Origin of the sequence: Leptotrichia sp. oral taxon 215 str. W9775 (assembly GCF_000469505.1) — a bacterium.
GTDB lineage: Bacteria > Fusobacteriota > Fusobacteriia > Fusobacteriales > Leptotrichiaceae > Leptotrichia_A.
Genome location: NZ_KI272842.1, coordinates 41,887 through 64,812, shown reverse-complemented (window position 1 = coordinate 64,812; position 22,926 = coordinate 41,887). Strand labels below are relative to the sequence as shown.

Below are 22,926 nucleotides of genomic sequence, written 5' to 3'. Positions count from 1 at the left end.
TTTTTATTTTAATATAGTTCATTCAGAAATTTGTTATAAATGAATTTATTTAGAAATTTTACAATTTAAAATAGAAAATAAAAAATTCTATTTTATACACTTATTTCTAAATCAAATGTTATTATCCCATGGCATAGCCTTTTTCTGTATTTTCTTTACGAGATACATCAGAAACAGACTAATTGCCGATATAAAAAATATTACTGCAAACATTTTATCAAATGAATATGATTTTCTTACCCTTGTCATATAAACTCCAAGACCGTCAAATCCTCCAAGCCATTCTGCCACAACAGCTCCTATAATGGAATAGGAAACTGATATTCTAAGGCCTGCAAAGAAATATCCTATGGATCCTGGAAATTTTATATGAATAAAATTCTGTAAAGGGGTTGCTCCCATTGTTTTCAGTAAATTCAATGCATCCCTGTCTGCTGACTTGAATCCATCAAGAAGTCCTATAGTTATAGGAAAAAATGATGTTATGACAATTAACGTTATCTTTGGCATTATTCCATATCCCAGCCATAATACCAGAAGTGGTGCAATCGCAACGGTTGGGACAGTCTGAGTTATTACAAGTACTGGATATATCGCCTTATATGCAAATTCAAATCTGTCCATTACAATAGCCATAAGGAAACCTAGTACTATTCCCAATCCCAGTCCTAAAAAGGCTTCCACCAGTGTTATCCACGTGTGATGCATCAGCAATGGAAAATCATCAATAAACGCCTTTATTACATCAAAAGGTGAAGGCAGCATAAACTTCGGCACAACTCCTGTTACTGATAAAATTTCCCATAAAACAAGAAGGGAAAGTATTATAATAAAAGGGGCAAATTTATCCATTATTTTATTCAGAATGTTTTGAGATTTTCTGTTCAATAGTAAGTACATCTCCCTTCGGTTTATAATTTATCTTCACGTAGGACATGACTCCAGGTGCTCCGGCTTTTACAGCTATCAGCTGGCATTCCTTCACAATTTCCATAAGCTCGTCGTATTTCCCTTCAATAGTTGTTTCGAAAGGCCCTACATGAGTATTCAGGTTTTTGCTTTTTATGTAGGCAATTACCTCATCTACAATTTTTACAATTTCATCATTTTCCTGAACATTTGGTAAAACCTGAATTGCAACACTTGCATCTATTTCATTTTTTGACATAAAAAATCCTCCTTTTTTGACAAAGGAGGTATTTTAACATCTATCTTACATTTATTTTTATTTCTATTGGAAAAATTGTGTATTAAACTGTTTGAAATTCTATTATATTAATCTTCCGAAGCAGTTATTTCCAATTAGTGTAATTTCGATTATTAAAAGATACTCCCTTCGTCGGTATTATCCGAATCAGGTTTGACGGGTTAAGTTGCCACAACAACTACTCTCAGCAGTAAGCTCCCCGGTATTTTAATCTTCGGTTATTCTAATAACAGTATATAGCGATTTTGACTATAAGTCAAGGATATTTGAAAAAATTCCTACTTCACACTACCAAATAAATCATTCAACGCTTCACTCATTGTAGGGTGTGTAAAAATCATATCCTTCAGGAATGTATATTTCTGTTCAGCTTTTATTGCAGCTGCCACAACATTTATCATTTCATGGGAAGTGTTACACAGTAAAGTACATCCAAGAATTTTATCTGTCTTGGCATCTACTACTGTTTTTAAAAGACCGTCTGTCACTCCTTCTATTTTCCCTTTTGGAATAGCCATAGCTTCTAATCTTCCTGTTTTTACTTCATATCCTTTTTCAACAGCTTCCTTTTCAGTCATTCCCACTCTTGATAAAGGTGGATTTATAAATACGCTGTAAGGTATTACATTTCTGTCATTTATTGTTCTGCTTCCATTTCCATATACATTGTCTCTTATTATTCTGAAATCATCAAGGGAAATATATGTAAACTGAAGACCACCTTTTACATCTCCCATTGCCCATATATTATCTGCTGTTGTTTTTAATGTTTCATCAACTGCAACTGCTCCTCTTTCGTCAGTTTTCACTCCTGCAGCCTCAAGGTTAAGCCCTTCTGTGTTAGGCTTTCTTCCAATTGCCACAAGAATAGCATCTGATTCAACTTCGCTTTCTCCATTTTCTCCTGAAATTTTAACGTATCCTTTATCATTTCTGTCAGAAATTTCTTCTATTTTTGATTTCAGCAGGAATTTTATTCCCTTTGCTTCAAGTATAGCTTTTACTCTTTCAGCAATTTCCTCATCTTCTCTAGGCATTAATCTGTCACTCATGTCAATTACTGTAACTTCTGAACCAAATTCAGAATACATTGAAGCAAATTCAAGACCAATATATCCCGCACCTATTATAGTAAGTTTTTTAGGAAGTTCCTTTAATTCCATGAGTGAAGTGCTTGTATAAACATAGTTACTTTCTGAAATTCCCTTTATATTAGGAATTATAGTAGTCGAACCTGTATTTATAAATATCTTTTCTCCTTCAATCTGAATATTTTCTCCATTGTTTTCTACATTTACAACATTTTTTGAAACAAAACTTCCTATTCCGTCATAAACTGTAATATTTTCTTTTGAAGCAAGCATTTCATAGTTTTTTCCTCTCAATGCTCCAATCAAAGTATTTTTATTTTCTATACTTTCAGCATAAAATTTTTCTTTATCTTCTATACTGCTTAATCCTTTATCTTTAAGTACTTTTGTACTATTTACCAGTTTCTTTGATGGAATACATCCTACATTTATACATGTTCCACCATACATTTTATCAGACTTTTCAACCAACGCCACATTCTGTCCTTTTCCAGCAAGAAATCCTGCAAGAGTTTTTCCACCTTTTCCAAATCCAATAATAACTGCATCATATTTTTTCATTTTGGTCCTCCTTATTTAATTATTTCTATATAAATTCTTTTTCTTTTCATTTCTATTCTAGCACATTTTTATAATTTTGTACATACAATTTTTTGAATAAAGAATATAAAATATTTCTAAAATAAAAAGATAGTATTTATTAATTTTATAATTCAGTAAATACTATCTTTCTATCAATCCAAATATATTTTATTCATTGTTTTATAATTTTTTTAATTAATAGTTTTCAGGAAATAGAATTCTTTCCACTCCTTCAATGATTATGTGTAAAATCATCATATGAACTTCCTGTATTCTGTCAGTAGTTTCTCCTGGAACGATAAATTCATAATCACACATTCCTTTTAATTTACCACCATCTTTTCCTAAGATTCCTACTGTCTTAACTCCTTTTTCCTTTGCCATTTTCACAGCTTCTATTATATTCTGGGAATTTCCTGAAGTTGATATTCCAAAAAAGAAATCCCCTTCCTTTCCAAAAGCTTCCACTCCCTTAGCAAATATGAAATTAAATCCATAATCATTTCCAACACATGTTATATGTGAAGAATCACTTATACTTAAAGAAGGTAACGCCTTTCTGTCTTTTCTGAATCTTCCTGTAAATTCTTCAGCAAAGTGCATTGCATCGCAGTTACTTCCACCATTTCCGGCTATAAGCGACTTATTTCCTTTTTTATATGCTTCAGCCAGTTCTTCTGCAACTTTCAGAGTTTTCTCAATATTTTCATCCTTTTCAACAAAGTTTTTTACAGTTTCGTAAGCAGCCAAATATGAATACTTAATATGATCTTTCAACAAAATTATCACCTCGTTATATAATTGTGTTTCTCTTTACTTTGTATATTTTACCATAATTATCTTATTTTTTTCTCTGAAAAAAGTTCCCTGTTTAATTTGTAATTTTTTAGAAAATCTACAAATTTACTTATTCCTTCCTTGTCTTCATTTTCCCTTATCAGCACAATCTGGAATCTGTCTTCCGACTTATCAAAGCTATGGATTACATTCAGAGTTCCTTTTATAACCTCTTCATATACGCTGTAATAAGGAAGTACTGCAAATCCCAGTCCATTTTTAATAAGGTTTTTCATTGTTTCTATACTTCCATTTATGGATATTCTTTTATCCAGATTAAATCCTATCATTTTTTCAAACTGATCCAGATATTTGTTTGTAAGCATTGTATCCCTTTTTAATAATGGAACATCTGCAAGTTCTTTATAATCATTTATTTCAGTCCCTGCTACTACAACAAAAGGATATTCTTCCGTCTCTATAACTTTTACTTCCTTATCCTCTATGAAATATTCCTCCATCAGAGCTATATCCACTGTACCTTCCTTCAGGTGTTTTACAAGTGATTCCCTATTTTTTATGTACAGGTCAAATTCAATTTCAGGATTATGTTGACTGAATTCCACCATTATTTTGGGAAGTACAGGCTCTCCAATGTTATGAGTTGCACCTATTGAAATTTTTCCTTTCTTATACTGCAGGATTTTTTTCATTTCATTTTCCATTCTTGAAATTTTTTCAAATACATCCTGGGACATTTTGAAAAGTTCTTTTCCTGCGAACGTCAGCTTAAAATTTTTTGAATTTCTTTCAATTAATTGTAGACCTAATGTGTATTCTAATTTCTTTATCTGTATAGATACGGCTGATTGACTTATGAATAACTTTTTTGCCGCCTTTGTAAAACTTTTTTCGTTACAGGCTTCAAAAAATATTTTTAAATGATGTATATCCATTTACTTCTCCAATCATATATTTTATTTATAGTATTATATAACATTTGCAATTATTTGTCTAGCTTATTTTTCATATGTTACTGTATAACATTTATGAATTTTTAAATTATTTTCTTTGTAAATTTATTTCTTATTTTTTACAAATGTAATCTTCTTTCAAATTCTTCCTTATATGATTTATATGTGTATCTTAGCATTACATTTAATACAAATAAAGGTATTGAGGCCCAAATCGACCAGGAAAATTTCTTTCTTATTATAAATTCCAGCATTAAAAGGAAAACTCCCACAAAAAATAAAAAGAAATTTAATATTTTTATTTTATCCTTCTTATTCTTGTCCCATACAAAAGAAAATATAAGGCCTATAAAACAAAATGCCAACGTTATCGGTATTCCTCTGCCAAGACTCCAGCTTAACCTCTTATCTCCATAGTCAATTATTAAGAGAAATGATGTCAGCCCTACTAAAATAAAAAACAGATTCTGTCTCATTGAGTGTGAATTAAGCATTACAAACAGCATCAGATCAAAGAGCAGTATAGATGGAATAACATAATATGCCCAGCCTATATGCCCATATACTATTATATTCTGAAAAAATACTTCCAGCATGGAAATTATGGAAATTGTAAAAAACGACATAAATACTGCTTTTTTGACTTTTTTCATTTTCAGTTCATAAAGATTTATATTTACAAAAGGATATTCCCCTTCATAAATCCCCATAGCTTCATTTTCTATTTTTGGAACAGGCGTTTCGCATAAAGGGCACTTTTCAGCATTTTCCTCAAGCTCAACTCCGCACCGTATGCAATACATATATATTTCACCTCACTTTTTATATAATCTAATAATTTGTTATTATTTTTGATTTTATTCCTCTTCTCCTTAAATACACAAAAAACTCCCTTTCTATTTCATGATTTGCAGTAAGATTTCCAAAGGTTACGTATGCCTTTTCAGTATCACTTATTACACCAGCCTTTATTTTGCATCTTTTACTTGGAGGTGGCAGGAATCTCAATCCTTTTACATGTTTTTCGTATTGGCCGTCAAGATGGAACACTCCAAGATTGGAAAATCCTGTAGTATAACCTCTTTCCCCATAATAATCAAATATAAATGGAAAAAATATTCTTTTTATAATATATGGAACTACTTTAATCATCATATTTCTTATGGGATTCATCGCCTTGTATATACTCTTATAGAACTCTTTTTGAGTTATTTTCATTTTAAAATAATTATCCAGATATTTTATAATTTCTTCCAGCGTAAAATTACCGAGGCTCGGATCTATTGAAGGAGTAATATTTATAAAAAAATTTCTATAAGTTTCTTCCATAAAAATTCTTCTCAGATCTACAGGAACTCCTATAACTATTTCCTTTTTTGCATAGGAATACTTTTCCAGCAGCACTTTAAAATATACTGCCAGAAGATATTTACCAACTGTTGTATTATATTTTCCGCTTTCCCTTTTCAGGTCTTCTACTGATATTTCCCCCGTAGTTATATGGTACTGCCCTTTTTCCAGTATTTTTAACGGAAGGTGAAAGGCTCTTTTCACGGTTTTTTCCTTATTTACTTTCCTCATATGTTTAGTATACAAATCTGTGTATTCTATATGTTTTATCTCTTTATTTTCTAATTTTTCTTCTGACTTGAAGTATTTTAAATCTAAATATTTTTCAATAAGATCCCTGAAAAATGCCGCTGCTCCTTCTCCATCTGTGAGAAAATGTGCTATTTCAATGGAAATCTTCTTTTTATAATACAATATTCTCAGAGGATTTTTCTTCTTTATTTCTGTACATGGATAAGCTATCTCAGGCACTACCTGGAGAGGTGTATTTTTCTGCTGCAGGTAATTCCAGAAAATTCCCTTTTTCAGTTCTGAATTATAAAAAGGATACTTTTTCTGCAAATCTTCAGCGGCTTTTTTTAGTATTTCCACCTCAATATCCTCATATAGCAAAACAGACAGCCTGAAACAGGTTGTCCTCCCTTCACTTATTATTGAAGAATATGTTTTTGCAAAAGCATCCAGTTTATACCATATTTTCTGGTTTTTCATTTTAAGTCCTCTTTTTTCTTCCGAAATTCCTTTTAAAATATACGATTATTTTGAAAGATATTCCATCAGCGCATCATATTGTTTTTTAGCCTGTTCATATCCTATATTATATACATTTGTAAGCTTTTCCTTATTTTTCTCTATTCTTCCAAGGTTTAACGGTGTTTCAGGCTGAATTATAAACACCTTTCCCTGTCTTTCCAGTTCATAAATATATTCCAGTATTTCATTATATCTACTGAATCTTGTATTCATAAGTTCTACAAATTTAGGATATTTCTTATATCTTATTGCCGAAATTTTTCCAAGCTTACTTTGTTTTTTTCTATATTTTTTATCTCTTGTCATTATAATTACATTTTTTGTATTACCATTTTCTATCGACTTCTTTATTGGTATAGAGTCAGATACTCCACCATCAAGATAAAGCTCTCCGTTTATTTTTACCATTTTTGAAAGGAAAGGCAATGAACTTGAAGCTCTTATATAAACAGTATCTGTTCTGAAATCCTTTACTTCAGGATATTCTGCTTCCCCTGTACGGCAGTTTGTAATTACTGCCTGAAATTTTGTTTTATTTTTCATAAATGTTTCATTATCAATAGGATTAAGTTTATCAGGAATTTCTCCATATACAAAATCTACACCAAACAGATCTCCTGTTGTTATAAGACTGTGCATACTGCAGTATCTCTTATCATCCAGATAATCCACCGATACATTGAAGGCTCTTTTATACTGTTTTGATAAATAGCTGCATGCATGGCATGAACCGGCAGAAACTCCTATACATCCATCAAATTCAATATTTTTTTCCAGAAAAAAGTCCAACACTCCTGCTGTAAAAATACCTCTCAGTCCTCCACCTTCTAATACTAATCCTGTCTTTTCATTTTTATTTCCATTTATATTTTCCTTATTTTCCATTTTCCCCACATCCATATTCAGTTTAAATTTATTTTAATCCCAGAAAAATATATCAAGCAACGTTTTCTTTCCAGGCATTCCTTCCAATTTTTTTCCTTTTTTTATCCAGTACTTCTTGTCAGCAATATCATAAAGAGGCTTGTCAGCAAGACTGTCTGAATAAAATTTTATTATTTCATATTCTATATCATTTTCCTTTGCCCACTTATTAAGCTTCTTGACCTTTTCCATACCTTTGTTATTTTCCCCTTTTATTTCTGCAATGAACTTTTCCTTGCCATCTCCCTGAAACTCTGTTCCGAATACCATGTTATATCCCATTTCAGGAATAAGCCTTTCCAACAGAAATAAAGGAGTTGCCGAAGTTACTATAACCATATCAGCTTCCTTTTTGTTTTCCTCAAGTTCCTTCTGAGTCCAGCTGTACATTTTTTTTCCATATTCCTTCCAGAATCCATCCACAATTTTTTCTATCTCTTCATTGCTGTGGGATTCCAGAAATATGAAAAATCTTTCCTTAAGACGTTTCAAGTCTGTAATTTTTATCAGATAAAGCAGTACTTCCTTTAAATAAGTCAATCCAAAAAGAATTGCTTTTAAAGGATATTTCTTTAAATAATAAGTAAAAAAATTAGTTCCTGACTCACCGCTGTATATTGTCTTATCAAAATCATACACAATAAGTTTCTTTTTCATATAAATTCCTTCCGAAATTAATCCATAAATTCATAGACATCTTTTTCAAAAATCATATTTTTAGATAATTTATCCTTTATATCCCCATCAAAATCTACAAAATATTCCTCTGCATTTCTTTTCAGCTCTTCCTTTGACTTCCTTCCTAAATTTTCTGATTTCAGAATATTTTTCACTTCATCTCCAAGAATAAGAACTTCATTTATGGAAATTCTTCCCCTATATCCTCCTGAACATTCACCGCATCCTTCTCCACCACAGAAACTGCATTTTTTCCCTACAAGCCTCTGGGCTATCACTCCCACAAGCGAATCCAGTATAAGATACTTAGGTATTCCCATGTCTGTCAGCCTTATTAATGTTGAAACAGCATCATTTGTATGTATCGTGGATATTACAAGATGCCCTGTCAAGGCCGCCCTTACTGCAATTTCAGCAGTTATTTCATCTCTTATTTCAGAAACTACAATAATATCAGGGTCATTCCTCAAGGTGCTTTTCAGAACTTCCGGAAAAGTTACTCCTATTTCTTCATTCACCTGAATCTGAACAAGTCCCTTCACCTTTGTTTCCACAGGATCTTCCACTGTTATTATTTTTCTTTTTCCGTCATTCAGAATGTCAATTATTGAAAGAAGCGTAGTTGATTTTCCTGAACCTGTAGGCCCGCTCACAAGTATCAGACCAAATTTTCTTTCCAGAACTTTTTCAAGCATCCCTATACTTTTCCCTGAAAATCCCAATGTTTCAAGTTCAGTATTTTCAAGATAGTTTTCCAGTATTCTCAGTACAATGCTTTCTCCTTCAACTGTAGGAACATATGCCGCCCTTATATTATATTTTTTCTTTAATAAAAAAGAAAAACTCCCATCCTGAGGTTTTCTCTTTTCAGCCACATTCATATTGGCCAGTATTTTTATTCTGGAAATTATTTCTGTTATGTTTCTTGACAAAATTTTCCTGTCAATTTTAAAATACAGTTTTTCACTTTCCCTTAAAATACCGTCTATTCTATATTTTATTTCCATTCCATCAGTTTCATCAGAACTTATATGGATATCACTTGCCCTCTCATTTATTCCTGTTTCTATTATTTCATTCACATATGAAACAGTACTGTTTGAAACCAGACTATTTTTCATTCTCTCAACCTTCCCTCTTTTTTCCCTTTTATTTTAAAATTTTACTTCTTTTTCTTCCCCTCTTTAACAACTGTAGATTTCCCCAGCTCTTCCAGTGCCATTTCACTCTGCTTTTTAACAAAGTTGAATCTTAACTTTTGTAGAAATTGATACCATTTCAATGGTTGTTTTGCTTCTTCCACTCTTTTTACAGTTTCCTTAAGCTGTAATTTCAGATAATCCATTTCTTCATAAGATAAAAGAATTGTTTTTTCCTTAATCTTTTTGTTTTCCTTTGTTATTTCTGTTTCCTTTTCAAAATAATTAAAAAATTGAAACAGATTCGCCAATTGCTTTTCATTTCCAAGCTGTGTTTTAATCTGCTTTTTCATTTCCTTAGTCATTGTTGACAGATAACCTCTTACATTTTTACTTAACGTTACCTGTACCTTACGTTTCCCTTTTCCAACCTTCTGCAGTAACTGCTGTGTTTTCATCTGGGCTCTTGCATTTACCAGTGCCATGTCTGTAACTGTATTCGGGTTTACCATTTTTGCCATTTTCTTCATTATCCTTTCATTAACTGTTTTATTTTTTCTATATTTATGTTTCCTTCTCTAAGTATCTCTATTTCCCCTTCCACATATTTTATAATTGTGGAAGGAACTCCTGTCAGTATTGAGTTATCAGTTATTATCCCATCAACTTCATTTAAAAGGACTTCACTCATATCCTTTATATCTGTAACTGCTTTTTCTCCTGAAATATTTGCACTTGTTGTTAAGACAATACCTCCTGTGTTCTTTATAATATCAATGGCAGTCCTATTTTTTGGAATCCTTATCCCGACGGTTTTAAGTCCGCTATCAAATTTTTCCGTAAATTCTTCATTTGCCTTGAATATTATAGTCAGCTCTCCAGGCCAGCATTCTTCTATTACTTTTTTTATCCTGTCTATATTTTCTCCTGTTTCTGAAGTGAGAACCTCCAGCTTATCAGGATTGTCAATAAGTGCTATTATTTTCTTTGAAAAATCCCTTTTCTTTATTCTGTACAGCCTTCTGACAGCTTCCTTATCAGGAAGAGCTCCTATTCCATACACTGTATCTGTAGGAAAAATAGCAACTCCTCCTTTTTTTAAAATTTCAGCTATATCACTAACATTATTTTTTAAATTATTCACTTTTCTTTTCCTCAATTGGCATTTCAAATAAATTACTTATCGGTTCACTTGTAGTTATTCTCTTTATAGTTTCTGCAAACATTTTACTTGTTGAAAGTATTCTAAGTTTATCAAATCTCTGTTCTTCCGGTAAGTAAATGCTGTCTGTTATGACTACTCTTGTAAAAGCTGACTTTTTAAGTCTTTCTAGTGCAGGCCCTGAAAAAACTGCATGTGTTGCACAGGCATAAACCTCCACAGCTCCTTTTTCAATCAATGCTTGAGCGGCATTACATATAGTTCCTGCTGTATCTATCATGTCATCTATCAGGATAGCTTTTTTGCCTTTTACATCCCCGATGATGTTCATTACTTCAGATACATTTGCTTTTGCACGTCTCTTGTCTATAATTGCCAGAGGTGTATGAAGCCAGTTTGCAAGTCCTCTTGCCCTTTTTACTCCTCCAACATCAGGTGATACTACAACTGTATCTTCAGGTGTAAATCCATATTTTATAAAATGTTTCGCCAAAATAGGCAATGCTTCCATATGATCAACAGGTATATCAAAGAATCCCTGTATCTGTCTAGCGTGTAAATCCATAGTTACAACTCTTGTTGCTCCTGCAACAGTTAAAAGATTTGCAACAAGTTTTGAAGTAATTGGCTCCCTTGGACTGGCCTTTCTATCTTGTCTTGCATATCCATAATAAGGAATTACAGCTATTATTTCCTCGGCTGATGCCCTTCTTAAAGCATCAATAAAAATAAGCAGTTCCATTATACTTTCGTTTACAGGTCGTGAAGTAGACTGAATGACAAAAACTTTACATCCTCTTACACTTTCTTCTGATTTTATAAATATTTCTCCATCGGAGAATCTTCTCATTTGAAGCGGTGCCAAATCCACTTCAAGATACTTTGCTATTTTTTCAGCTAGATCTGTACTTGCTGAACCTGCAAAAATTCTAATTTTCTTCTTATCTTCTTCGCACAAGGCCGTCATTTTATTTTTTCCACCCTTCTTTATTTATTTGTTTAGCTCTTCCAAATGCCAATGTACTGTCAGGTACATTTTTTGTTATTACTGATCCTGCCGCTGTGAAGGACTCTTCTCCTATTTCAACAGGAGCCACCATGATTGTATTACTTCCAATAAACGATTCTTTTCCTATTTTTGTCTTATGCTTATTTTTTCCGTCATAATTACATGTAATCGTTCCTGCACCAATATTAGTATTCTCTCCTACTTCGGCATCTCCGATATATGTCAGATGCCCGGATTTTACTCCTTTTTCCAGTACGGCATTTTTTATTTCAACAAAATTTCCTACATGAACATTTTCCTTTAAATGAGCTTTAGGCCTCAAGTGGGCAAACGGCCCTACAGTAACACCTTCCTCCAGTGTTGACTTTTCCACAAGTGAAGACTCTATCTTCACATTATCTTTTATAATTGAATTTTCAATTCTTGTATTACTTAAAATTATACAATTTTTCCCTATTTTTGTATCTCCCTGAATAATTACATTTGGATAGATAACCGTATCTTCCCCTATTTCAACATCTTCTTCTATGTAAGTAGCTGCAGGATCTATAAGAATTGCTCCATTATCCATTAACTGAAGATTTTTTCTATCTCTTAAGATTTTATTTGCCTGAGCAAGCTGTGCCTTTGAATTTACACCAAGCACTTCATCTTCATCATCAATCTCATAACTTCCTACTTTATAGCCACCTTCAGATAAAATTTTGATTGTATCAGTTAAATAATATTCTCCCTTTATGTTGTTATTATTTATTTTTCCAAGTGCTTCCAGAAGGCTTTTATACTTGAAGATATAAACTCCTGTGTTTACTTCCTTTATTTTCTTCTGCTCTTCCGTTGCTTCCTTTTCTTCAATAATATCAACTACATTTCCATCTTTTTTTATTATTCTTCCGTAGGCAAAAGGATCTTTCATATTACACGACAGAATAATACAGTCAAGATTTTCATTATGAAACTTTTCCTTCATTCTGTTTATTGTTTCTTCCCTTAACAACGGTGTATCTCCGTATGTTATAAGAACATCATCCTTGTTTTCCTCGATTTTTTCCTTCGCAATTAATACTGCATGTCCTGTTCCCAGCTGTTCAACCTGTTCAACATATTCGACTTCTCCGATTGTATTCAGCACTTCTTCCATTCTATGTCCCAGAATGTAGATGCTTTTTTCAATTCCTGCATTTTTCAATAATTTTGAAACCATTTTTACCATCGGAACTCCATTTACTTCGTGTACAACTTTTGACCTTTCCGATTTCATTCTTGTACCTTTTCCGGCTGCCAGGATTAAAGATATCATTTTTCCTCCTAAAAATATAATTATTCTAGTTAAAACCTTATTTTTAATTATACCAATTTTTTTTCTATTATTCAATGTTAAGATTTTTAAACTTTACTATAATTTTCAATTTTTATTTTTTATGTTGAAAACCTCTACTATTTACTTATTTCTCTTTATCTTCCTTTTTATACTCGCAATGATTCAGATGTATTTCCAGCGCTTCAAGTGATATTTTTATTTCCATCAGGGAAAATGCAAGGGATATTATCATAAGTACAAGACTTATTACAAAAAAGAACATCCCCAGTAAATCCACCTGAAAAAATAGAAAAAACATTGAAACAACACATAAAAGCAGACTTGCCACTCCAAAGTACTGCATCTTTTTTATATACCGCATCCTCTTCTGTAAATTTTTTATCTGATTCATCTGATATTCATCAGTTGTGCACACATCCATCTGTCTTACAATTGAAGCCAGTGCAAGAAATCTGTTTGTATATGCCAGCAGAAGCAATGAAACTGACGGAAAAAGAACTGCAGGTGTGGTAATTTCCAGATTCATACCTATTCTCCTTTCATCTGAAATCTTTTTTATATTATATCATATATTCCATTATTTTTGAAAAAAATGAAAAAGCAAGGCTGATTTTGATAACTCGGCCTTGCATCTATTCTGATTTATTTGTCTATACGTTTACAGCATGAGGAATGGCAATCTTTCTTACCACAGTTGCAGCCACCATGTTTCTTCACTCTTTTTACCGCAAATACGACTGCAAGAATTACCACTGCTAACACAATTATTGTTGACATATTTTCCATCCCCTTTCAGAACAAATTATTTTTTTATACTATTGATTACTTTTTGCAGTTACTGCTGACTTAACCTCTGCCTTTGCTTCTTTAGGTTTTCTGAACATCATGTAAAGTATAAGTGCCAGTACCAATCCTGCAGCTGCAGTCCATATTGTAGGTGCCTGATGCAGTACAAATACATTTCCAAACTGGAATACAATCAATGAAATTGCATATGCAAATCCCATCTGATAAGCTACTGTAAACCATGACCATTTAGCACTGTTCATTTCTTCCCTCATTGCTCCAACTGCGGCAAAACAAGGAATACATAATTGGTTAAACAGCATAAAACTCAATGCTGATACAGAAGTAAATAATTCGTTTGTATATTTTATCCATGAAGCATCTTCAACAGCGGCATCTCCCAATCCTCCAACTACTCCGAATGTAGATACAACAACTTCTTTTGCTACAAGTCCACTTATTGTTGCAACTGTAGAAGCCCAGTTTCCAAATCCTAAAGGACTGAATATAGGAGCGATAATTCTTCCCATAGCTTCCAGAATTGAGTGGCTGTCTTCAGAGAATTCCACAAATTCAAATTTTGTTGATATATTTTGCAGGAACCATATTACTACAGTTGCAAGTAATATAATTGTTCCGGCTTTTATTATAAATGCTTTTACTCTGTCCCATACTGTTCTTATTATGTTTGATGGTAATGGCAGGTGATATTCAGGTAATTCCATTACAAACGGAGCAGGATCTCCGGAAAAGCTTTTTGTCTTTTTAAGCATAATTCCAGAAATTACTACTGCTAAAATTCCTGCAAAGTAACATACCGGTGCAAACCACCAACCCTTTGAACCAATGAAAATAGTCGCCGCAAATAGTGCTATAATTTCTGTTTTTGCACCACATGGCATAAACGAAGCTACAATTATAGTCATTCTTCTGTCATTTTCATTTTCTATAGTTCTTGTCGCCATAATTCCAGGAACTGAACATCCTGTACCTATCAGTATAGGTATGAATGATTTTCCTGAAAGTCCAAATTTACGGAAAATTCTATCTAAAATAAATGCTATTCTTGACATATATCCTATATCTTCCAGTATCGCCATAAAGAAGTAAAGTGTCGCTATAATTGGAAGAAATCCTAATACCGCTCCAACTCCGCCAACTATACCGTCAACTACAAGGCTTGTAAGCCAAGGAGCCACATTTATTCCTTCAAGGAAAGTTTTTAAATTTCCACCTATAATTTCTCCAAAGAATGTATCATTTACCCAGTCAGTAATAGGTCCACCTACTATTGTTATTGAAACATAGTAAATTAAAAACATTATTGCAACAAAGATAGGAAGTGCAAATATACGGTTTGTTAAAATTTTATCTGCCTTATCACTTGCAGTCAAGCCTGTTCTTCCTTTTTTTACAGTCTGATTTATAACCCCTGATATAAAGTTGTAACGGGCATCTGTAATAATTCCTTCACCGTCATCATCAAAATCATCTTCTGCCTTTTTTACAATACTTTCTATTTCTTTTTTATCTGTTTCTGATAATTTTAGCATTGCTGTAGATTTCTCATCTCTTTCAAGTAATTTTACGGCATACCATCTTTTATATTCTGAAACACCTGCACCTGAAAGAACATTCTCCAGCTCTGTAATTATACCTTCTACTTCAGGATTAAATGATTTTATATAAGAAAAATCTCTTTTTTCAGCTGCCTGAAGGGAAGCTTCTATAACTTTATCTATATTTTTATTTCTTAATGCTGAAATTTCTATAATTGGACAGTTTAATATTTTACTCAATTTTTCAGTATCTATCTTATCCCCGTTTCTTTCAACAACATCCATCATATTCAATGCCACTACCATTGGAATACCAATTTCTGACAGCTGAGTGGACAGATATAGGTTTCTTTCTATATTTGAAGCATCTATTATATTTACTATTACATCAGGTTTTTCATTTATCAGATATTCCCTACTCACCACTTCTTCCAATGTATACGGTGACAGCGAGTATACTCCTGGTAGGTCAGTAATCTGTATTTCCTTATTTTTCTTATAAACACCTGTTTTCTTTTCTACCGTAACTCCCGGCCAGTTTCCCACATATTGATTCGATCCTGTCAAAGCATTAAATAATGTTGATTTCCCACTGTTAGGATTCCCTGCTAAAGCTATTGTTATGCTCATTTTTTCTCCTTCCTTTTCTCTTCTCCTGTAATTCTCTAAATCAATCTGCAATCATATTATACAACAGCAGAATTTTGTGAATTTATAGGTTCTATTTCTACGCATTCAGCATCTTCTTTTCTAAGACTTAATTCATATCCTCTTATGGATATTTGTACAGGATCTCCCAGAGGAGCTACTTTTCTTACGTAGATTTCTGCATTTTTAGTTATTCCCATATCCATAATTCTTCTTTTGAATGGTCCTGAACCATGAATTTTCACTACTCTATAACTAAAATTCACCCTTGATTCTTTCAATGTCATAGTAAACTCTCCCTCCTATAAAATTTATATTAAAATATTTAAAACAACTTAAAAACTTTTTTACAGTTTCTATAATAACTGCATCACCGCTATTTCACCCTGACTACTATTTTCTGTGCAATTTCTTTCCCAATTGCTACTCTGCAGTCCTTAACATTTACAATAAGATTTCCAGAGTTCTCGGTTATTACCATAATTTCACTTTCGGCAACAAATCCCATACTACTTAGTTGTCTCTCCTGGCTTCCTTCCATTTTCACCTTTATAATTTTTAATGGTGTGTTAACTGGTGCCATCAATAAATTCATAAAATACCTCTTTTCCTCCGAATGATTCATTTATTATCATTTTATCTTTAGTATTTTCATCATTAACTTTTATATAATAATTACAAAATTTATGTAATACATAAAATTTGAAACACAATATAAAAAATTTTTATTAACAAAATAATTTTACCTTATTTTTCTCTATATTGCAACAAAAAAATTAAAATTTAACTATTTTATATATGAATATTCCAATAAAAAAAGCCAACAGAAAAGATTTTATTACCTAAATTCATGTATCAATTCTTTTCTGATGGTTTTCCATATTAATTATAATTTTTAATTTTCATCATCTTCAATCTGATTATCTTTTTTATTTCCATGAGTATATCCAAAAACATAATCTAAGTTTATATTTTTCATGGAATTAAATATACTCTGTTTTATTCCCGGATCCTTTTCTTCCAGTGCTGCCAGAAGATCCTTTACTTCCTTTCTTTTACTTGAAGTTTTACCTGCTTCTATTGTACATCCGCAGTTCATTGCCCTAATACCATTTTTCTTTGTGTATTCTATTATATCAGCTTCCCTTACATATATAAGAGGTCTTATAAGCTCCAGTTTACCTGACGTTGACTTTACCTTTGGAGTCATCGTCTTTACTGTCCCTGCATAAAGCATATTTATCATTGTAGTTTCAATAACATCATCAAAATGATGACCTAATGTTAATTTGTTAAATCCAAATTCCTCCACTTTTTTATAAAGAATTCCTCTTCTCATTTTTGCACATAGAAAACATGGATAATCCTTGGCTTTTTCATTGGCTATTTCCCATATGTTAGTATCTATAATTTCACAGTCTATATTTAATTTTTCAAGATTATTCCTAAAATTATCAAGATCAGACTGTCTGAACCCGGGATTCAGGCTTACTGCCTTAAATTCAAAATTTCTACTTTTATCCTTTTTCAGCTCACTGAAAAGCTTTGCAAGAAGAAGGCTATCTTTTCCCCCAGATATTCCAATGGCAATTTTATCCCCATTTTCTACAAGGTTGTAATCATTTATAGCTTTTATAAATTTATTCCATATTGGTTTTCTATACACCGTTCTAATACTGTTTTCTATTTCTTCCACTTCTTTCATCGGTCCGTCAGGAATAATCGCCTCACATACTAAATTTACCACTTTTCCTCCATCAATTTTCTTAATTTATCTATTTTTAGACAATAGAAAAAGTTGTCATAGACAAGACAACTTTATATATCCGATTTCTCAAGTTTATAGATTTAATGCCAATTTTTCACTTATAAACTGGTTTTTTTCTTCCTTTTCAAAATCGCAGTTCTTTGTTGCTTTACATTTATTTTCAATATAATTAATTTTTTCCAGTAATCCTTCATCCCTAGAATCAATTTCAAGAGCGGCCTTATATTCCCTTAAGGCTTTTTTATGTCTACCCATATGCTCATATTTTCTTGCAAAATCAATATGAGCAACATACATATCAAAGTCTAGAAAAATAGCAGTTTCATAGCAATCAACCGCTTCCGATATTCTACCTCTTCTGGAATATATATTCCCCAGCAGAAACAGTACAAATGGCTCAAGCTGACTTAATTCAAGTGCTTTATTTAAATTTTCTTCAGCTTTGTCCAGTTCTTCATTTTCATAATAAAGATATCCTAAAAATGCTCGTATTTCATGATCTTCCGGCTTCAAGCTAACCAGTTTTTCATATATTTCTATTGCTTTTTCATTCTCTTTTAATGCATGGTAAGTTGATGCTAAAGTTTGCAGTGCATCAATATCTTCAGGTTTTTCTGCTACCTTTCCCTGAATTTTCTTTAGAAACTTTTCATTGTTCCCATTATATCTTATCTCCCTAAAAATCAATGTTTCTAACATTTTGTTCACTCCTAATTGACTTATTATAGTTTATTTTATCATAAATATTTCGTTTAGTAAACTTTATTTTTGCTTTTTTACATATTACCGTATTATTAATTAATGTTATTTTTTTATATTTATTATGTAAATCCAACTTCCATTTTTATTTCACCAGACTTTTAGTCTACTTTCATTTTTTATATAATCGAGTGTAATTTATTGACTTTATCTTATTTTTGTAATATACTCTAACTGAATTGTAAAGGAGGAATTACGATGGAAAAAAAATTATATAAGTCATCAACTGATAAAAAAATTCTTGGTGTATGTGGAGGAATTGCAGAATATTTTGAAGTGGATTCAACTATAATACGTATTGGTGCTGTCCTGCTTGCACTTCCAGGAGGAATGGGGATTATACCTTATTTTATTCTAGGTCTTTTCATTATGCCTGATAAACCGGCAGACTATACTGAAAAAAAAGATAAAGAAGAAAAAGAAGTTTTAGAAGCTGAAAAGGTTGAAGACTAATTTTTTAAAAATCACATAAAATAAAATAATAGTTACTCTTTTTAAGATGTAGAATATGTCTTAAATTTAAGTAACTATTTTTTATTTTCAGTATCTGTATTTAAAATTTCTATCTGCTTGTTTTCCTTTTAATTCATTACAACAAATAATTTGTCTCCTGACCATTCAGCTAAGAAAACATCTTCAAGGTTTTCAACATTCTTTTCCTTTAATTTTTCCATTAGCCATTCTCTATCTTTTTCTATATGCTCCAGTCCTGTTTCAAGTATTTTACCTTCAGCAACTAAAGGTATTGCAAGATTTTTATCATTTTTCTGAAGAATTGTAATCTGACCATTTGATTCGACAAATGCTTTATCAATATCTTTAACTCTGACTACACCCTTCATACGCATTTTTGTATAAAAATCCACAAGGGATAAATTTACCTTTGCAAAATTTTCCTTTATTATTTCTCCATCCTTAACAAGAAATACCATTTCACCGTCAAATACTTTTTTTACATCTTCGCTTGAATTTTTCAGGAAATTGATAGCCGTCATAAGAGAAATCCATATAAGGAGAACTATCAGAAACTGTACAACTGTTATACTCGGATTATAAATAACTCCTCCAATTATTCCCCCTAAAACGTAGTTTCCTATCTGGTCTGTCGCTGTTACCGGTGCAAGCTGTCCTTTTCCATTTATATTCATGTATATAAGCAATGCTGTAAAGCCTATTGTCAATTTTATAGCTACCTGTATTATAAATTCCATTCCCTATTTCTCCTTCCATATAAATTTATTTTTTATTTTCTTCGTTTCCGTCCAGTATTTTTATATCTTCAACATATGGCACCTTCATTTCTTCCACCAATATTGAGTTATTTACCCAATGTATCTGATAAAACTTATCCTTTATTTTATAAACTGTATGTTCTGTTATTTCCTTTGTGTTCACATATATCTCATCTTCACTGACATTAAATTTTTCTGAAAGGCCTTTTATTACACTGGCTGTATTTTTACTTATTTTTTCCTGATTGTTCTGAGCCTGAAATTCACTTATCTTTAACAGTCCAAATAGCAATACAAGTATTAAAAATAATAGGCTGAGCTGTTTTCCTCTTACTGAAATACTTCCTTTAAACCATCTAAACATTAAAAATCCAAAAAACAATATCATCCCAAATAATAATACTAAGGATACTCCATCTCCAATTAATCTGTAATTTTCCAGATAACTTCGACTGTAAAATTCCATTTATCTTCCTCCATTCTAAAAAAATATATGTTATAAACTTTATTTATAACATATATTTATATCATATTTTTTCCTAAATTTCTATTTCCAATTTTGTCTCCAGACTTTCCGGCATTTTTAGAAACTTATCCCATCCATAAAGAACTTTCTTATATTCATCAAACTTACAGCTCCATTTCGGATACTCTTCACATTCTCCAAAAATAGTATGCGTAAATTCAACTTTTTTCTTATTTATCTTATGTTGAAATGCCTGGCCATCCCATTCTGTTTCCTTCAGCTTTCCTGTATCCACCTTTTTTATTTCCGGCAGAAAATCCTCCAGCACTTCTACATACTGAAAATCTTCCATTATTCCTGTTATTAAAAATTTTCTATATCCTTCTATTTTTTCCTCTTCCTTTTTGTATTCTTTAGAAGAGTCAAACTTTTTCTTGTCTGAATAAAGAATATCAGGGTATGCTGTCAGACCAAAATCCTCATCATCATAATATCCAAATATAATTTTCATTATCTATCACCTTCAAAAACAGGATAGGCTGTTATTCTTGGACTTTTATATCCCCTCATGACAACTCCACTTTTACTTATTCCTTGCCACATATTATTATCCCTTCCCTTTAAATCCTTCCTGTTTTCCCATGCAGAATTTATTTCATCTATTATCCTTGCTTCATCCCAGCTTTCAGGAAACATTGTATTTACTCCTCCATTGCTGGTTTTTTTCTGCCATGTTCCGTCAGGTTTTCTTATTTCAACACTTGCTTTATATACACCATTTTTCGAAGGAGCCCCAATTTTCTTCACAATTCTTACATCACCCTTTAAAAGAGTATGGCCTCCTGTAACTTTTTCTCCATTGGAAGAAATATCCCCTCCAATTATATGGTCATAATCTATTTTGTATTTTCTATTCCCCGTATTAGCAGATTTTTCCTCCGAAATTTCTGTTTTTTCCTTTTCTTTTTTCTTTTTCGAAGTATTTTTGCTGCTATTTCCGGAATTTGTACCTGTACTATTTTTTTCTGAAACTTTATTATTTTTCGATGCCGCCGTCAGATTGCTATTATTACTGCTGTTCCCATTTTTCCCAATAAAAACCTTTGCGGCAAATAGACAAAAAATAACTAACACAATTATTCTGACCGCTCTCAGGATATTCTCTTTTTTCATCTTTTCCAATCCGTCCTCTTAATATTTATTTTTTTATTGGTGTAATATCCACCTTGTCAAAGTCTTTTAAAAATTCATAAATCTGTCCCTGTATTTCTTCAATTTTCCCCTTTTCTCCTGTTTCTATATTTAGGCAAAGCAGAGGTTCATGTAAAGACAGTCTCAATAAAAACCAGCTGTTTCCGTCACAGATAATTCTCACACCTTCATAATTTGGAGTTTCTATTTCCCAGCCTTTTACATTTCCAGCATATTCACCTAAAGCTTCCAGCACTTTATTTCCTTCACTTCTAAAGTCTTCAGCCTTTATTGCAAATCTTATTTCCTTTTCTTCAGCGGCTTCTTCCACCTCATTTAGTATATCAGTGAAATTTACACCTTCTTTTTTACTTTTTACAAGCTGTATAAGAAGAAGGGCAGCCATATATGCACCGTCATCAAGGAAATAATTATTTATAAAAGCCGCGTGGCCTGAAGTTTCTATTGCAAGAGGAGTGTAAACTCCTTCATTATTAAGTCTTTTAGCTTCATTTATTACATTTTTATATCCTCTTTTAAATCTATGATGTTTTCCACCATGATTTTCTATAAATTTTTTCAATCCTGCAGAAGTTACAGAATCAGTAACAATAGTTGCTCCAGGAGTCTGTTTTAAAAGTATATCACTTAACAGTGCTATAAGGTTGTTTCTATTTATTTCACGTCCTGTATTATCTATGAAGGCACTTCTATCTCCGTCTGCATCAAATATTATTCCAAAATCTGCATTGTTATCCAGAACTGCTTTTTTTATTGATTCTATTGCTTCCTTAGCTTCAGGATTTGGAACGTGATTTGGGAAATCTCCGTCAGGATTTAAAAACTGACTTCCTTCTGAATTTCCGCCAAGCTCTTCTATTACCTTATCAGCAAAAAATCCTGCCGCCCCGTTTCCGGCATCAATTACTATTTTAAGATTTTCTAACGGTTTTTCTTCTCCTGTTTCTTTTCTTATAAATTCACATGTATATGCGGCGTAATCTTCTGCCAGATTTTTTGTATAGCTTCTTCCTTTTTTTTCTTCTATTTTAAGGGCTTCCTTAAGATTAGCTTCACATTGACATGCCTTTTTATTTCCCATTTCAAGCATTTCAACTACATCAGTTTTTTCAAGACCACCTTCTGTCGTGAAAAATTTCAGTCCATTGTAGCAGCTTGGCAGATGACTTGCTGTTATCATTATAGCTCCGTCAGCCTTATAATCTTCAAATATTGTAGTCATAAACAGTGAAGGCGTTATGGACATCTGGCAGTCATAAACATCTATTTCCATACTTTTCAGAACATCCCTCAAAATTTTTGAAAACTTAGGCCCTGTATGTCTTGCGTCATATCCTACGGATACTTTTATTTTTCTGTTTTCAAGTTCAGATTTTCTTCCGTATTTTTTTGTAATCCAGTTTCCAAATGCTTTTCCTATAAATTCAACTTCTTTTTCTGTCAGAGTTACTTTTTTTCCTTCAACTTCCGAAACAATTCCTCTAATATCCGTTCCACTTACCAAATGTTTCAAATCCATAGCTTCTCCT

The 22,926-nt window shown here is 32.0% G+C and carries 26 protein-coding genes and 1 riboswitch; of the genes, 1 reads left to right on the top strand and 25 read right to left on the bottom strand.

Annotated elements, in window-relative coordinates; genetic code table 11:
- Nucleotides 1-111: 111 nt before the first annotated feature.
- The 20 genes from HMPREF1984_RS05560 to HMPREF1984_RS05465 form a co-directional block, all read right to left on the bottom strand.
- On the bottom strand, nt 112-864 hold the full coding sequence (locus HMPREF1984_RS05560) for an ABC transporter permease (protein ID WP_369750549.1): 753 nt from the start codon (nt 862-864) through the stop codon (nt 112-114).
- Complete coding sequence (locus HMPREF1984_RS05555; protein ID WP_021766944.1) at nt 857-1,168, bottom strand: thiamine-binding protein; 312 nt, start codon at nt 1,166-1,168, stop codon at nt 857-859. Before HMPREF1984_RS05555 ends, HMPREF1984_RS05560 begins: the two co-directional genes overlap by 8 nt.
- A 146-nt stretch (nt 1,169-1,314) precedes the next feature.
- Nucleotides 1,315-1,419, bottom strand: a riboswitch (TPP riboswitch).
- A 66-nt stretch (nt 1,420-1,485) separates the two neighbouring features.
- The gene (locus HMPREF1984_RS05550; RefSeq protein ID WP_021766943.1) at nt 1,486-2,859 is read right to left on the bottom strand and encodes an FAD-dependent oxidoreductase; all 1,374 of its coding nucleotides are present in this window, start codon (nt 2,857-2,859) and stop codon (nt 1,486-1,488) included.
- Nucleotides 2,860-3,075: 216 nt separating this feature from the next.
- The gene (gene gmhA, locus HMPREF1984_RS05545; RefSeq protein ID WP_036099927.1) at nt 3,076-3,660 is read right to left on the bottom strand and encodes a D-sedoheptulose 7-phosphate isomerase; all 585 of its coding nucleotides are present in this window, start codon (nt 3,658-3,660) and stop codon (nt 3,076-3,078) included.
- 56 nt (nt 3,661-3,716) lie between these two features.
- Nucleotides 3,717-4,613, bottom strand: coding sequence for a LysR family transcriptional regulator (locus HMPREF1984_RS05540; RefSeq protein WP_021766941.1), 897 nt, complete (start codon nt 4,611-4,613; stop codon nt 3,717-3,719).
- 137 nt (nt 4,614-4,750) lie between these two features.
- Complete coding sequence (locus tag HMPREF1984_RS05535) at nt 4,751-5,434, bottom strand: DUF6320 domain-containing protein (protein ID WP_021766940.1); 684 nt, start codon at nt 5,432-5,434, stop codon at nt 4,751-4,753.
- A gap of 28 nt (nt 5,435-5,462) precedes the next feature.
- The gene (locus tag HMPREF1984_RS05530) at nt 5,463-6,692 is read right to left on the bottom strand and encodes a hypothetical protein (protein WP_021766939.1); all 1,230 of its coding nucleotides are present in this window, start codon (nt 6,690-6,692) and stop codon (nt 5,463-5,465) included.
- A gap of 45 nt (nt 6,693-6,737) precedes the next feature.
- Nucleotides 6,738-7,619 carry a patatin family protein gene (locus HMPREF1984_RS05525; RefSeq protein WP_051314472.1) on the bottom strand — a complete coding sequence of 294 codons (882 nt, stop codon included), beginning with the start codon at nt 7,617-7,619 and terminating at the stop codon, nt 6,738-6,740.
- 33 nt (nt 7,620-7,652) lie between these two features.
- Nucleotides 7,653-8,315, bottom strand: a complete 663-nt coding sequence (locus HMPREF1984_RS05520) for an HAD family phosphatase (RefSeq protein ID WP_021766937.1) — start codon at nt 8,313-8,315, stop codon at nt 7,653-7,655.
- A 17-nt stretch (nt 8,316-8,332) separates the two neighbouring features.
- Entirely contained in the window at nt 8,333-9,457 is a 1,125-nt protein-coding gene (locus HMPREF1984_RS05515) for a GspE/PulE family protein (RefSeq protein ID WP_021766936.1), read from the bottom strand.
- A 41-nt stretch (nt 9,458-9,498) separates the two neighbouring features.
- Nucleotides 9,499-9,996, bottom strand: a complete 498-nt coding sequence (locus HMPREF1984_RS05510) for a hypothetical protein (protein ID WP_036099953.1) — start codon at nt 9,994-9,996, stop codon at nt 9,499-9,501.
- Nucleotides 9,997-10,004: 8 nt separating this feature from the next.
- The gene (locus HMPREF1984_RS05505) at nt 10,005-10,619 is read right to left on the bottom strand and encodes an L-threonylcarbamoyladenylate synthase (RefSeq protein ID WP_021766934.1); all 615 of its coding nucleotides are present in this window, start codon (nt 10,617-10,619) and stop codon (nt 10,005-10,007) included.
- A complete protein-coding gene (locus HMPREF1984_RS05500) occupies nt 10,612-11,604 on the bottom strand; it encodes a ribose-phosphate diphosphokinase (protein WP_021766933.1) in 993 nt (330 codons plus the stop codon). The genes HMPREF1984_RS05505 and HMPREF1984_RS05500 overlap by 8 nt, the downstream gene beginning before the upstream one ends.
- Before the next feature lies 1 nt (nt 11,605).
- Complete coding sequence (gene glmU, locus HMPREF1984_RS05495) at nt 11,606-12,946, bottom strand: bifunctional UDP-N-acetylglucosamine diphosphorylase/glucosamine-1-phosphate N-acetyltransferase GlmU (protein WP_036099924.1); 1,341 nt, start codon at nt 12,944-12,946, stop codon at nt 11,606-11,608.
- Between the two features lie 145 nt (nt 12,947-13,091).
- On the bottom strand, nt 13,092-13,493 hold the full coding sequence (locus HMPREF1984_RS05490) for a DUF2721 domain-containing protein (protein WP_021766931.1): 402 nt from the start codon (nt 13,491-13,493) through the stop codon (nt 13,092-13,094).
- A 289-nt stretch (nt 13,494-13,782) separates the two neighbouring features.
- The gene (feoB, locus tag HMPREF1984_RS05485; protein WP_036099922.1) at nt 13,783-15,942 is read right to left on the bottom strand and encodes a ferrous iron transport protein B; all 2,160 of its coding nucleotides are present in this window, start codon (nt 15,940-15,942) and stop codon (nt 13,783-13,785) included.
- Between the two features lie 56 nt (nt 15,943-15,998).
- A complete protein-coding gene (locus tag HMPREF1984_RS05480) occupies nt 15,999-16,247 on the bottom strand; it encodes a ferrous iron transport protein A (protein ID WP_021766929.1) in 249 nt (82 codons plus the stop codon).
- Between the two features lie 89 nt (nt 16,248-16,336).
- Nucleotides 16,337-16,555, bottom strand: a complete 219-nt coding sequence (locus HMPREF1984_RS05475; RefSeq protein WP_036099921.1) for a FeoA family protein — start codon at nt 16,553-16,555, stop codon at nt 16,337-16,339.
- Between the two features lie 300 nt (nt 16,556-16,855).
- On the bottom strand, nt 16,856-17,707 hold the full coding sequence (locus HMPREF1984_RS05470) for an ATP-binding protein (RefSeq protein WP_021766927.1): 852 nt from the start codon (nt 17,705-17,707) through the stop codon (nt 16,856-16,858).
- A 93-nt stretch (nt 17,708-17,800) separates the two neighbouring features.
- Nucleotides 17,801-18,427 (bottom strand): tetratricopeptide repeat protein, encoded by a 627-nt coding sequence (locus HMPREF1984_RS05465; RefSeq protein WP_021766926.1) that lies wholly within the window; start codon nt 18,425-18,427, stop codon nt 17,801-17,803.
- A gap of 258 nt (nt 18,428-18,685) precedes the next feature.
- On the opposite strand from HMPREF1984_RS05465, the gene HMPREF1984_RS05460 reads away from it, so the two are divergent.
- Nucleotides 18,686-18,940, top strand: coding sequence for a PspC domain-containing protein (locus HMPREF1984_RS05460; RefSeq protein WP_021766925.1), 255 nt, complete (start codon nt 18,686-18,688; stop codon nt 18,938-18,940).
- A gap of 128 nt (nt 18,941-19,068) precedes the next feature.
- On the opposite strand, the gene HMPREF1984_RS05455 is transcribed toward HMPREF1984_RS05460, so the two are convergent.
- From HMPREF1984_RS05455 to HMPREF1984_RS05435, 5 genes are all read right to left on the bottom strand, one after another.
- The gene (locus HMPREF1984_RS05455) at nt 19,069-19,698 is read right to left on the bottom strand and encodes a DUF421 domain-containing protein (RefSeq protein WP_021766924.1); all 630 of its coding nucleotides are present in this window, start codon (nt 19,696-19,698) and stop codon (nt 19,069-19,071) included.
- A 25-nt stretch (nt 19,699-19,723) separates the two neighbouring features.
- Nucleotides 19,724-20,185 (bottom strand): DUF3290 family protein, encoded by a 462-nt coding sequence (locus tag HMPREF1984_RS05450; protein ID WP_021766923.1) that lies wholly within the window; start codon nt 20,183-20,185, stop codon nt 19,724-19,726.
- A gap of 73 nt (nt 20,186-20,258) precedes the next feature.
- Entirely contained in the window at nt 20,259-20,696 is a 438-nt protein-coding gene (locus HMPREF1984_RS05445; RefSeq protein ID WP_021766922.1) for a hypothetical protein, read from the bottom strand.
- Nucleotides 20,696-21,358 (bottom strand): EndoU domain-containing protein, encoded by a 663-nt coding sequence (locus tag HMPREF1984_RS05440; RefSeq protein WP_021766921.1) that lies wholly within the window; start codon nt 21,356-21,358, stop codon nt 20,696-20,698. The genes HMPREF1984_RS05445 and HMPREF1984_RS05440 overlap by 1 nt, the downstream gene beginning before the upstream one ends.
- A gap of 25 nt (nt 21,359-21,383) precedes the next feature.
- A complete protein-coding gene (locus tag HMPREF1984_RS05435; RefSeq protein WP_036099949.1) occupies nt 21,384-22,916 on the bottom strand; it encodes a phosphoglucomutase in 1,533 nt (510 codons plus the stop codon).
- Nucleotides 22,917-22,926: the final 10 nt, after the last annotated feature.